Origin of the sequence: Acetobacter sp. JWB (assembly GCF_003323795.1) — a bacterium.
GTDB lineage: Bacteria > Pseudomonadota > Alphaproteobacteria > Acetobacterales > Acetobacteraceae > Acetobacter > Acetobacter oryzifermentans.
Genome location: NZ_CP030871.1, coordinates 1,904,648 through 1,917,838 on the forward strand (window position 1 = coordinate 1,904,648; position 13,191 = coordinate 1,917,838).

The following is a 13,191-nucleotide window of genomic DNA, read 5'->3' on the forward strand; positions in this document are numbered from 1 at the left end:
ATGGCCACCCTGTCCAGCGGGAGAAAACACGATATATCAAGTGCAGCAAACTTGCTCTTCGTGCGTCAGGCTTGTACAAGCTCCATCCTTAATAGACATTCCTTTCAGGGACGAATTATGAAACAGCAGGCAAACCTGATCCGCGCCGGTCAGGTGATTGAGCATGATGGCCGCCGCTGGACGGTGCTGAAGCAGCAGATCATCACCCCCGGCAAGGGCGGAGCCTTTATTCAGGTTGAAATGCGCGACCTGAAAACCGGCAATAAAACCAACGAACGCTGGCGGACCGCTGATAGCGTTGAACGCCTGATGACGGAAGACAAGGAATACCTGTATTCCTACACCGATGGCGAACTGCTGGTTCTGATGGACCCAGAAACCTACGACCAACTGACAGTTCCTGTGGATCTTCTGGGTGATCAGGCCCCGTTCATTCAGGATAACATGACCATCAACCTGCATCTGGTTGAAGGTGACCCGGTGGGTATTGATCTGCCACCGCAGGTTACGCTGGAAGTTGTGGAAGCAGATCCGGTTGTAAAAGGCCAGACAGCCTCTTCCTCCTACAAACCTGCAAAACTTTCCAATGGTGTAAAAACCATGGTGCCGCCCTTTATTGAATCGGGTGAACGTATTGTGGTTCGGACGGAAGACGGTTCCTACGTCGAACGCGCCAAAGACTAATCCCTTCCGTTTTTCTCTCCAGAGCAGGACAAAACTACAGTGGCCATGCGTCTCTCCCCCGTCATGATGGTGATGCAAACAGCAGCCCAGAAGGCAGCCAAGCGTCTCCTGCGCGATTTTAATGAAGTCGAGCAGCTTCAAGTCAGCATCAAAGGGCCGGGAGACTTTGTTTCCCAAGCTGATCTCCGCGCAGAACAGACCCTGCGGGAAGAGCTTGAACGCGCCCGCCCCGGCTATGCCTTCTTTATGGAAGAATCCGGTAAATCTGGCAGCGATAACTGGACATGGCGTTGGGTGGTAGATCCGCTGGATGGCACCACCAACTTCCTGCATGGTATTCCGCACTGGGCTATTTCCATTGGCTTGCAGCGCCGCCTGCCAGATGGGCGTATCGAACTGGCAGCAGGGCTGGTTTATAACCCGGCTGCGGGTGAAATGTTCTGGGCAGAAAAAGGCACCGGCGCCTATCTGAACGAACGGCGTATCCGTGTATCCGCACGGCGTGACATGCAGGAATCTCTGTTTGCCACTGGCATTCCATTCGCCAAAGTGCCTGCGCGTATGCGTCTGCCATTTGCGCGCGTGCTGGGTTCTCTTATGCCGCGCGTAGCCGGTGTGCGTCGCTTCGGTGCCGCAGCGCTGGATCTGGCATGGGTAGCTGCCGGGCGTTACGAAGGTTACTGGGAATTCGGCATTAAACCGTGGGATTGTGCTGCTGGCGCCCTTATCGTGCGTGAAGCTGGCGGCCAGGCAACAGACCCCGCAGGCGTTGATCTGGATGATCTACCTGATGATGTCATGATTGTTGCTGGTAACGGCAATCTGCACAGCAAACTTCTGGAAGTGGTGGCAGATAGCCTTAAAGACGGCAACTAATTTTTCTGCCCCAGATTACCACCTAAAAAGCCTGCCTCGTTCTGATGAGGTGGGCTTTTTTGTTCTTCATATGTTGCTTTTTGATTTCTAGCTCTGGCATTCCGCGCCGGAATGGATCATCTAGTATTTATCATGCAGACATCCTTCCCCTCCGCTTACGATGCCCCAGCACTGGTTGCATATAAGGGAGCCTATTCCCTTCTTACGGAAGATGGAGAGGTTCTCCATTTGTCTGCGCAGGATGTTAAGCAAAACCTGCAAAACATGCCTTGCCCGCTTGTTATCCATGCGCCCGCACTGGCGCGGCGGCTAGATTTACCCCATCCGGGGCAGCCTGCCCCGTGGCTGGATCTGTTAGAACTGTTTGCCTTTGTGCACCCAGCCACATCTGTTGCCCCTACCCCACGCGGGTTAGCACTGGCCTTGGGAATGCAAAATGAGGATATAGGCGCCGCAGAAGCCGATCTACTCCCTCGCCTTCTTTCTCTACTGCTCACCAATCTGGCGCGCCAGAACAATGGTACAACAGCAGAACATCTTGCTGCCCTGACTTTACGGCTTGGCCAAGCAGGATGGATCTGGAGCGGTACAGTTGCCGAAACCTTAGGGCTGCATGAAAAACTAACGCCGCAAGGCAAATTGCCCGAAACCATGCTGCAACCAGGGGATGCGCTGCGTATCTGGCGTTTTTTGCCAAAATGGGAGGAAACGCCTCTTCCTCCGCCTCCTGCGTCTCACCCTATTTCCCCTGTAGAGGCGCGCGAGCAGCTTACCAAGATGCTGGGCGAAGATGCCGAAATCCGCACTGGGCAAGCCGACTTTGCATCCGTTGCCACAGGGGCTTTTGAGCCACGCAACGTGCGTGGAGACCCCGCCATTGTGCTGGCAGAAGCTGGTACAGGAACAGGCAAAACCTTAGGTTACATTGCCCCTGCCAGCCTTTGGGCCGAGCGGAATAAAGGGGCCGTTTGGGTCAGCACCTATACGCGCCACCTGCAACGCCAGATTGAACAAGAAATTCGCAGGCTCTACCCGGATCAAACCACGCACCGGCAGCGCGTTGTATTGCGCAAAGGGCGGGAAAACTATCTGTGCCTGCTGAATATGGAAGAAGCTGTTAATACTGCATCCTCTCGCCCTGCGGGTATTACCATTGCCCTTATCATGCTGGCCCGCTGGGGCTTAGCCACCGCAGATGGAGACCTATTTGGCGGAGACTTGCCCGGCTGGTTTGGGGATCTGTTTGGCCAAGGGAATCTGATAGGCGTAGCAGACAGACGCGGTGAATGTATTCACGGCGCATGTGCCCATTACCAGCATTGTTTTGTTGAACATTCCATCCGCCGCGCGCGCGAAGCAGATCTGGTGATTGCCAACCACGCTCTCGTTATGGCGCAGGCCGCCTACGCACAGGCTGGCATGAGCGATGATGCCGATGAAACGGATGATCCCTCGGCTCCATCCCGCTATGTATTTGATGAAGGCCACCATCTGGCCGATGCCGCAGATAGTGCCTTTTCGGCCGAGCTTTCCGGGCTGGAAGCAGCCGAGTTACGGCGTTGGCTCCTAGGTGCAGAAGGTAGGCGCTCCCGCGCGCGCGGCTTAAAACGGCGCTTGGATGATCTGGTTGTGGGCCACCCAAAACTAGAAACACCTTTGGAAGCCGCCCTTATGGCAGCAACGGCACTGCCTGCTCCCGGCTGGTCTTCACGCTTAGGGCAAGAACAGGCGGATGAACCCCCGCCGCCTGAACCTCCAGAAGATATCGGGCTCTTTCCGCTTGAACCAGAAGCGCCTCAACCGGTTTTGGAAAACCCCACAGAAGTTTTTCTGCGGCTCCTGCGCCAACAAGCACTTGCCAGAACACAGGAAGGTGGAAAACAGCACGTTTATGCAGCCCTTGAATGTGATCTGCACCCTTTGGTGCCAGACTTGGCAGAAGCCGGACATCTTCTGGCCCGCGCCTTAACGCGCCTTGTTGAACCTTTACGCACCTTGGTGGAACGCCTGCACGCCCGCCTGGAAGAAGATGCCGAAACGCTGGATTCCACAACACGCGGACGCATAGAGGCCATGACACGCGCCTTGCGCCGCAGGGCTATCTCTCGGCTAGATGCGTGGATTGCTATGCTGAGCGCACTAGACACACCACCTGAGCCCGATACCACCCCTTCGCACGTGCACTTCATCCGGGTTGAGCGGCGCGAAAAACAGAGAATGGGGGAGCAGGATGTGGGCCTCTATCGCCACTGGCTAGACCCCACCATTCCATTTGCTGGCATCATGGCCATACCTGCGCAGGGTATGCTGATTACATCTGCCACCTTGCGTGATCAGCAAACCAATGAACCGGATAGCGATAATGCAGAACAGGCGTGGGAAGCCGCTGAAGCACGCACTGGGGCCAATCACTTCCCCTCCCCACCTCTGCGTGCCAGCTTGGCCAGCCCGTTTGATTATGCCCGCCAGACACGCGCCTATATTGTAACGGACATAGACAACAGCAGCATTGTGGATCTGGCAGCCGCATTTCGCACGCTTTTCTTGGCATCCGGCGGTGGGGGATTGGGGCTTTTCACGGCCATTTCCCGTTTGCGCGGTGTGTATGATCGCATTGCCCCAACATTGGAAGAAAACGGTCTCCCGCTCTACGCCCAGCATGTAGATGCGATGGACAACAATACGTTGGTAGATATTTTCCGCACAGAAGAACACGCTTGCCTGTTAGGCACTGATGCCATGCGAGATGGCGTAGATGTGCCCGGCAATGCACTACGACTGGTAGCTTTTGAACGTGTGCCGTGGCCGCGGCCAGATATTCTGCACCGTGAACGCCGTATTCACCTTTCTGGAGGTGACCCGAAATCTTTTGATGAACGAATTGCACGCCTGAGGTTACGTCAGGCCTTTGGTCGGCTTATTCGCCGCCAGTCTGATCGGGGGGTATTTGTCCTGTTAGACAGGCGCACCCCTACCCGCTTGCTCAGCGCGTTTCCCGAAGGCGTAGAAGTTCGTCGCCTTGGGTTGGCAGACACAGCACGGGAACTTGCTGCCTTTTTAGCAGATACAGAAAGGGCCGATCAAAACTGATCGGCCCTACCTGAAAAATCAATCTACTTTCAGATTGGTTGCAGCCTGCTTGCCGCGTTCTTCAACCAGATCGAAAGAAACTTTCTGTCCGTCATTCAGGCCACGCAAACCCGCTGCCTGCACTGCGGTAATATGTACGAACACATCTTTACCGCCATCATCTGGGGCAATAAAGCCATAACCCTTGGTGGCGTTAAACCATTTTACTGTACCGGTCGGCATGAGCGGGATAGTCCTTGTTCTTCTCAACGTTTTGTCCTGCTGCACACCGTGTGCGGTTCAGGATATACCCCATCCCCCCATGACCAGCCACAATTGTCAATCATAATTCGATAATAGGCCATGACGAGAACAGGAAAATAACACTACGGATTCATATTGCTTTTCAGGAAATTAATGCTGCGTTCCTGCGCTTCCTGATAAGCTTTGGCATTAAAAGAGCTTCTTTCTGGGCAACCAAAGCCGTGCCCTGCATCGTCGTACACGTAAAGTTCAACTTCCGGGCGCGCCTGTCGAATGGCTGCAATATCAGTATGCGGAATACTTGTATCCTGTTCACCGAAATGCAGCTCTACGGGGCAACGCGGAGTCTCATTCCGGCTGGCGGCAATACCTGCCCCATACCAGCCAACAGCGGCTGCAAAGTCATCCGTTCTACATGCAGCTTCCCACGCCAATGTACCACCCCAGCAATAGCCGATAATGCCCACCTTACGCGGCTTGAACACTGAGGCGGCTGCCTGAATATCCAACAGTGTTTTAGCAAGCGGAATTTGCGCCCGCAGCGCCTTGCCTTTTTCCACGCTTGCTGTGGAATAATCCAGCTCCACCCCACGTTGCACGCGGTCAAACAAAGCTGGCGCAATAACGTGGCATCCGGCCTTGGCAAAGTTTTCGCAAACCTGCCGGATATGGTGGTTCACCCCAAAAATTTCCTGAAGCACCACAAGTGTGTAAGGATGATGGCTACCTTCGGTTTCCCACGCGGAAAATTCATGTCCATCCGCAGCCTGAAGTGTAGTGATATGACCCATGCGAGCACCTCCTATCTGCTCTTACGTTACAGCAAAAAGAAACTTTATCCACATTCCTTGACTCTGCCTTTGGCCAGACCTATCTCCTTTTCTGGCACTCCCGGGGTGGGAGTGCTAACGTAACGCGGCGTTATGTTACGCGCGACAAAGTGGATGGGGCTGCTTTCTGTTAAGGGCACCATCCCAAAAATGAATGTGGAGCGATCCATAATGACGAAGTTTCGTCCCTTACACGACCGGGTAGTTGTCCGTCGCCTTGAAGGCGAACAGAAGACCGCTGGCGGAATCATTATTCCTGACACAGCTCAGGAAAAGCCTATGGAAGGCGAAGTGGTTGCAGTTGGTCCGGGTGCCCGGAATGAACAGGGCCAGATTGTGGCGCTTGATGTTAAGGCTGGTGACCGTGTCCTGTTTGGCAAATGGTCCGGCACAGAAGTGAAGATCGATGGCGAAGAGCTGCTGATCATGAAGGAAAGCGACATCATGGGCGTGGTAACCGCCTGATTTTGCGCTGATCCGCATTATTTAATTTCAGAACGATCTTCACAGGAGAAATTCAATGGCTGCCAAAGACGTAAAGTTTGGTGCAGACGCACGCCAGCGTATGCTGCGCGGTGTGGATATTCTGGCTGACGCTGTAAAAGTAACGCTGGGCCCCAAAGGCCGTAACGTGGTGCTGGACAAGAGCTTCGGCGCTCCCCGCATCACCAAGGACGGTGTTTCCGTTGCCAAGGAAATCGAACTGGCTGACAAGTTCGAAAACATGGGCGCTCAGATGCTGCGTGAAGTTGCATCTAAAACCAATGACATTGCGGGTGACGGCACCACAACGGCTACGGTTCTGGCTCAGGCTATCGTGCGTGAAGGCCACAAGGCTGTTGCCGCTGGCATGAACCCGATGGATCTGAAGCGCGGGATCGACAAGGCTGTTGCCGTTGTTATCGAAGAGCTGAAGAAGAACGCCAAGAAAGTTACCACCCCGGCGGAAACCGCTCAGGTTGGTACGATTTCTGCAAACGGTGAATCTGAAATCGGTCAGATGATCTCCGAAGCCATGCAGAAAGTTGGCTCCGAAGGCGTGATCACGGTTGAAGAAGCCAAGCACTTCCAGACAGAACTGGATGTTGTTGAAGGCATGCAGTTTGACCGCGGCTACATCTCTCCGTACTTCGTGACGAACCCGGAAAAGATGACAGCGGATCTGGAAAACCCCTACATCCTGATCCATGAAAAGAAGCTGTCTTCCCTGCAGCCTATGCTGCCGCTGCTGGAATCCGTTGTTCAGTCCGGCCGTCCGCTGCTGATTATTGCAGAAGACGTTGACGGTGAAGCTCTGGCAACTCTGGTTGTTAACAAGCTGCGCGGTGGCCTGAAAATTGCTGCTGTTAAGGCTCCGGGCTTTGGTGATCGCCGCAAGGCTATGCTGGAAGACATTGCTATCCTTACGGGTGGTCAGGTCATCAGCGAAGATCTGGGCATCAAGCTGGAAACCGTTACCCTGAACATGCTTGGCACCGCCAAGAAAGTGCACATCGACAAAGAAAACACCACCATTGTTGATGGCGCTGGCAAAGCCGATGACATTAAGGGCCGTGTTAAGCAGATTCGTGCGCAGATCGAAGAAACGTCTTCCGACTACGACCGTGAAAAGCTGCAGGAACGTCTGGCCAAACTGGCTGGCGGTGTTGCCGTGATCCGCGTTGGTGGTTCCACCGAAGTGGAAGTAAAAGAACGCAAAGACCGCGTTGACGATGCCCTGCACGCAACCCGCGCTGCTGTGGAAGAAGGCATTGTTCCTGGTGGTGGCACGGCTCTGGCCCGCGCTACGCTGAAGCTGGAAGGCCTGCACTACCACAATGATGACCAGCGCGTTGGTGGTGACATCATCCGCCGCGCACTGCAGGCTCCTCTGCGCCAGATCGCTCACAACGCTGGTGAAGACGGCGCTGTGATCGCAAACAAGGTGCTGGAAAATAACGACTACAACTTCGGGTTCGACGCTCAGGCTGGCGAATACAAGAACTTGGTTGAAGCCGGTATTATTGACCCGGCCAAGGTTGTCCGCACGGCTCTGCAGGATGCAGCATCTGTTGCTGGCCTGCTGATCACCACGGAAGCCATGGTTGCAGAACGCCCGGAAAAGAAAGCCGCTCCGGCTGGCGGCCCTGACATGGGTGGCATGGGCGGTATGGACTTCTAAGTCTTACATTATAACTAAGAAGTCTTTTAAACTGCCTGACGGGTGGAGGGATTATATCCCTTCACCCGTTTTTATTTGCATACAGCTATAATTAAACCCAGTGTTTTGATAAAAAGTATTGGATGCTATAAAACTGCGTAAAGATTTTCACGGGCAACTACTTTTAGTACCCCATTCGTCAGGTGCAGGCAAAAATGCTGGAAACAAAAACTTTTCGTGGGTTACCTTTTTCATTATCTCCAGCACTCACAGAAAAAGTTTGGAATTTCCAATCTGAATCCACACAGATCCAGCAACTTTTTCTAAGCCCTTCAGGACGTATAAAAGAACCCGACAGCTCCAATGCATGGTTATGGAGGATTGAAAACCATCAGCTCCTTATCCTTGCAAACGATGGAGATCTTGCGTGGCAGTCAACTGGCATGGAATATCGGGATGATGGAAGATTAGTTATTTTTCTCGAAACCCCAAAGCACGACCTCTGCGCCATTTTAGAAGAGCAAGCACCTTCATCTAAGCCTCTCCTCACCGAAAAAACTACGGATTCTGCTCTTCCCACACAAAGCATGGAATCTACAGAATTAGAGGATTCTGAATTTATATTCCCCAGCAATCTAGAAATTGTTCCTACAAAAGTACAAAAGGTGCTGATTATAGGTTCCAGTATCGGTGCTTTATGCCATGAACAACTCACACAACAATATCTAGATATTCGGTTTGATTTTATACCCTATGAATTTGTAGCTCCGCTGCCTACAGCCTTACCTATTCCGTTAGAAGATTATGATTTTGTATATCTCCAGCCTTCTTTGCGCTCTATTTTAGGTGATGATATTATTTGGGGTGCGCGTTTTAATACGCCAAATTTTGCACAGAATATTCTAACGAATGCTCAAGAGACACTTAAAAACTTTATTCAGCACGTTTTAGATTATGCCGCTTTATCCGACACACCTTTGTTGGTTTCAAACTTCCTAACTCCGCAGATCCCTCCCCGGCCTTTTTCGCGGGATCGCGGCGTTGATATGTCTGTATCCACCATTATTCAAACACTAAATATTCTACTTTCTACAGAATTAGATAATCATCCCTTAATAAAAATTTTGGATATAGAAGCAGTCACTTCCATTGTTGGTAAACGTTATATTCAAGATGATACAATATATTTTAACACCCATAATGGGATCATCTTTCAGGATTGGGATGATTTTGGCCCCTTTGAACAAGGCGGCCCTCTCCCAGATCTGCAAACAATTTATCCCAATAAACATAACACTATAGGAACACTCCTTTTCCGGCAGATGATATGGGGGCTGCGCACCCTATGCCAGACTGACTGCGTTAAAACAGTTATCTTCAGTCTAGATAATACGATATGGCGCGGAAAACTCTCAGAGGATGCTTCTGGCGACCAAACTTTGCCCATGCCAAGGCAAGATGGCTGGCCAATGGGCATATGGGAAGCAATCCAGTATTTGCGGGGGCGTGGCATAAAGGTTTGTCTTTACGCAGACGGGAATGAGGCAGACATACAAGCTCAATGGGATAAAATCATTGAACCCAAATTTTTGGCTTTAGAAGATTTTGATTACGTTGCCATTAATTCTGCCCCTATAAGCAATATTATACCTGATATCTGCTCAAAATTTTCTGTACAGTCGGCAGAAATTGTTTTGGTTGATGCTTCAGCCATACGTAGAGCAGCTATTACAGAAACTTTTCCTGACATACGCACCATAGGAAAAAACCCTTATCTTACAAGGCGCATCCTGCTTTGGGCAGCAGAAACACAGGCAAATTTCAAACAAACTTTGCCCCATAAAACAGAAAAACTAGAAACACCACCAGCGCCTTCTGCTGTAATGCAGGCTCCAGTTAGCAATTTTACACCACAATCACTAAAAATGTTGCAGTTTATGGAATGCAAGGTTTCCCCGCATAAGATTATTTCATCTGATGATAAGCTTTTAGAAAGCCTGCCTTCTTTAATTAAAAACTCCCTGACATCGAAGGCAGAAGATGTAAATATTACTCAGGAAACTGTAAATTCTTTTACATCCATAGACTCAAAAAAAATGCTCTTAATCTTCTCAGTAAAAGACAGATTTGCTGATTACGGCCCTTCTGCGGCCATGTTTATTGATGATCATGCCATAAATCGTTTCATTTTATCTGCACGCGTACATGGAATGGGCACTGAAAACTTTATGCTTTCTGAGGCTGCACAACTTATTCGCAATCAGTTTGGTGAAGGCGATATCACAATCTCCCTCCCCATCACATCCAATATTTCCTTATTCCGAAATATGTACGCGCAAGCAGGTTTCCTGCCCAAAGACCATAAAGATGGTACTGAGGTATTTTATTTACCTGCAGGCCTATTACCCCCTACAAGCCCGCATGTTTCTTAAAATAAAAACTCAATATTAGATAACGTCTGTTTATCTTATAGAGAAAATTCACGGATCAAGGCTAAAAAGCGTTGCATCTTTTTCGGGTTCGGTAAACAACAAAAGAACCATGTGAAACAGGAGTTTGAGGAGGTATTAGTAAAATGAAAAGACTAATTATGGATTTGGATGACACTCTAACGCTTACAGATGCATCCAAGTCCTACTCTGAAAAAAAACCTAATATTGAAGTTGTTGAAAAACTACGCGAATACAAGCAGGCAGGTTTTGAAATTGTCATTCAAACTGCTCGTAATGTACGTACCTATAACGGTAATGTAGGTAAAATAAATGCAAACACGTTGCCCGTTATCATAGACTGGCTGCGCAAGCATGATATCCCTTTTGATGAAATCTATGTCGGCAAGCCATGGTGCGGCACTGAAGGCTTCTATGTAGATGATAAAGCTATCCGTCCTGATGAATTTTTGAAATATTCCTCCGAAGAAATCAGGAAACTCCTGAACATCGACAATTAACCGATGGAATATCCATGACGTCTTTTTCCCTCATCCTGTCTGGTGCATATGTTGACCAGGAATTGGCCATTGAATTTGGCCGTATTCCCCCTTCCTTTCTACCTATAGGTGTTACACGTCTTTACGAAACCCAGATTAAAGCATTGTCTAAACTGGGTTCTGTCTATTTGACACTGCCTGAAGATTTTAATGTTCCGCATTATGACATGCAACGATTAGAAGAGTTGGGCGCAATTATTGTGCGTGTTCCCAGCCATCTGTCGTTAGGCAATTCCATCATCTATGCACTGAACTACATTGAAACTTCAGCTGAAACCTTGCATCTACTCCACGGTGATACGCTTGTAGAAGGATTAGACCTTGAACAGGTTGATGCCTTGGCAGTGCACCATGAAAGTGATGATTATGCTTGGGCTTCTGTTAGCATCCAAAAAGACAATACTGTCTCAGACTTGCAGGCAATCCAGTTAGAAGCAACCCCACCACAACCCCAGCATATTATTTGTGGTTACTTCTGTTTTTCCAAATCTCGCCATCTTGTACGGGCGCTTACGCGCGCCGGAGGAAGCTTTATTAAAGGTATCGCCTTATACGCAAAGGAACATACCTTAAAAGCCATTTACCCTGAGAAATGGTACGATTTTGGGCACCTGCAAACCTACTTCCGCTCACGCCGCAGTGTCACAACACAACGCGCATTCAATTCTCTCTACATTGATGATCGCATTGTGCGCAAATCCAGTGATGACCATAAAAAAATGCATGATGAAGCCACATGGCTCCAGAATGTACCGGCGGATATTAAACCGTTTACAGCACGTCTTTTAGATACGTCTGAAAACTCTTACACAATAGAATACGAATACGCGCCAACCTTGTCGGAATTGTTTGTTTTTTCCAGCATAGGCAAAGCTACATGGGAAAGTATTCTAGAATCATGCTTTGAATTTCTTTCCATTTGTCAAAAGCATTCTACGCCTGAAATCAAAGGCAATGATATTCTCAAGCGCCTTGCAACAGACAAAACCTATGATCGCATTGCCCAATATTCTAAAGTAACAGGGTTTGATATTAATCATCCACTGACACTAGATGGTAAAAAATTACCCTCTCTTAAACAAATTGCTGATGAAATGATTAGCAATATTGATCTTTCGTCTGATCGTAATGCATCTATTATGCATGGAGATTTCTGCCTTAGTAATATTCTTTATAACTCCCGTGCACGCCGTATTTGTACAATTGATCCGCGCGGTTATATTCCTGTTACTGGCTCAAGCATTTTCGGCGACATTCGATATGACTTTGCCAAACTATGGCACTCATTCGGAGGGCTATATGACCTGATTATTGCAGGCCATTATCTTTTTGAGGCTGAAACTCCTTATAATTTCAGCATCTCCTTCCCATCAGGGCCGCATCATGAATGGGTGCAAGCTGATTTCTTGCGCAGGCTCCCTAACAACATAAGTAAAACTGAAGTCAATTCTTTAACTGTTTTGTTGTTTATCAGCATGCTGCCACTACATGCAGACAGACCAGATAGGCAAAAAGCTTTTATTGCCAATGCAGCCCGTCTTTATCAGCTTATATAAGGAGTTTTGTCCATGATTGTTATACCTATGGCAGGTCTATCCCGTCGATTTACAGAAGCTGGGTATAAATTACCTAAATATATGCTGCCTGTCGGCGATAATACTGTTTTTTCTCTTGCTGTTGGAAGCTTTAAAAATTACTTTGCACAAGAAAAATTTGTTTTTATTGCACGCGATGTAGAAGATACAAAAAACTTTATTGCCAAAGAATGCCAAAAAATGGGCATTAAGAACTTTGAAACAATCATTCTTGATGCCCCCACAAAAGGACAAGCAGAAACAGTTGAGCTGGGCATTGTGGGGAGCCAGTATCCTTTAGAAACCCCGCTCACTATTTTCAATATTGACACATTCCGCAAAAATTTCTCTTTTCCTTCTGAACCTTGGTTTGCTCATTCAGACGGCTACCTGGAAGTATTTAAAGGAACCGGACAAAATTGGTCTTATGTTGGCCCAGAAAAAAATAGTAGTGAACCGCGAGTTATTCGCACAACAGAAAAAAATCCAATATCTGACCTATGTTGCGATGGTTTATACTACTTTGCACGTGCCTCTGATTTCCTATGGGCGCTAGAGGAAGAAAAAAAAGCTCCTTCTATGCCTGAACTTTATATTGCTCCACTTTATAATCATCTTATTAAACGCGGATCTTCTATTCATTATGAAATAGTCGATAAAAATGATATCATATTTTGTGGGGTTCCCAAAGAATATGATGATGTTCTAAAAAATATCTATTCTTAAAAATACTCTATTCTACTCCAATAAGTGGTAATATTTATT

Annotated in this window: 11 protein-coding genes; 9 read left to right on the forward strand and 2 right to left on the reverse strand. The window is 48.8% G+C overall.

Features of this window, described 5'->3' with window-relative positions; translation table 11 throughout:
- Positions 1–117: 117 nt before the first annotated feature.
- The 3 genes from efp (at position 118) to DS739_RS09035 (ending at position 4,650) form a co-directional block, all read left to right on the forward strand.
- Positions 118–684, forward strand: a complete 567-nt coding sequence (efp, locus tag DS739_RS09025; protein ID WP_003625750.1) for an elongation factor P — start codon at positions 118–120, stop codon at positions 682–684.
- 45 nt (positions 685–729) lie between these two features.
- Positions 730–1,560 carry an inositol monophosphatase family protein gene (locus tag DS739_RS09030; protein WP_081461451.1) on the forward strand — a complete coding sequence of 277 codons (831 nt, stop codon included), beginning with the start codon at positions 730–732 and terminating at the stop codon, positions 1,558–1,560.
- Positions 1,561–1,671: 111 nt separating this feature from the next.
- Positions 1,672–4,650 carry an ATP-dependent DNA helicase gene (locus DS739_RS09035; RefSeq protein WP_006116441.1) on the forward strand — a complete coding sequence of 993 codons (2,979 nt, stop codon included), beginning with the start codon at positions 1,672–1,674 and terminating at the stop codon, positions 4,648–4,650.
- Between the two features lie 18 nt (positions 4,651–4,668).
- Here DS739_RS09035 and DS739_RS09040 read toward each other — a convergent pair whose 3' ends face one another.
- Both DS739_RS09040 and DS739_RS09045 read right to left on the reverse strand, forming a co-directional pair.
- On the reverse strand, positions 4,669–4,872 hold the full coding sequence (locus tag DS739_RS09040) for a cold-shock protein (protein ID WP_003625755.1): 204 nt from the start codon (positions 4,870–4,872) through the stop codon (positions 4,669–4,671).
- 143 nt (positions 4,873–5,015) lie between these two features.
- Positions 5,016–5,684 (reverse strand): dienelactone hydrolase family protein, encoded by a 669-nt coding sequence (locus tag DS739_RS09045; protein WP_006116439.1) that lies wholly within the window; start codon positions 5,682–5,684, stop codon positions 5,016–5,018.
- 210 nt (positions 5,685–5,894) lie between these two features.
- Between DS739_RS09045 and groES the strand changes: the two genes are divergently transcribed.
- From groES to DS739_RS09075, 6 genes are all read left to right on the forward strand, one after another.
- Positions 5,895–6,188 carry a co-chaperone GroES gene (gene groES / locus DS739_RS09050; RefSeq protein ID WP_026019247.1) on the forward strand — a complete coding sequence of 98 codons (294 nt, stop codon included), beginning with the start codon at positions 5,895–5,897 and terminating at the stop codon, positions 6,186–6,188.
- Between the two features lie 55 nt (positions 6,189–6,243).
- On the forward strand, positions 6,244–7,884 hold the full coding sequence (gene groL / locus DS739_RS09055) for a chaperonin GroEL (RefSeq protein WP_006116437.1): 1,641 nt from the start codon (positions 6,244–6,246) through the stop codon (positions 7,882–7,884).
- Between the two features lie 194 nt (positions 7,885–8,078).
- Complete coding sequence (locus DS739_RS09060; protein WP_035352442.1) at positions 8,079–10,295, forward strand: hypothetical protein; 2,217 nt, start codon at positions 8,079–8,081, stop codon at positions 10,293–10,295.
- Between the two features lie 143 nt (positions 10,296–10,438).
- Complete coding sequence (locus DS739_RS09065; RefSeq protein WP_006116435.1) at positions 10,439–10,813, forward strand: hypothetical protein; 375 nt, start codon at positions 10,439–10,441, stop codon at positions 10,811–10,813.
- Positions 10,814–10,827: 14 nt separating this feature from the next.
- Entirely contained in the window at positions 10,828–12,408 is a 1,581-nt protein-coding gene (locus DS739_RS09070; protein WP_006116434.1) for a hypothetical protein, read from the forward strand.
- A gap of 12 nt (positions 12,409–12,420) precedes the next feature.
- Entirely contained in the window at positions 12,421–13,152 is a 732-nt protein-coding gene (locus DS739_RS09075) for a glycosyltransferase family 2 protein (protein WP_035352444.1), read from the forward strand.
- The last annotated feature ends 39 nt before the right edge of the window (positions 13,153–13,191 follow it).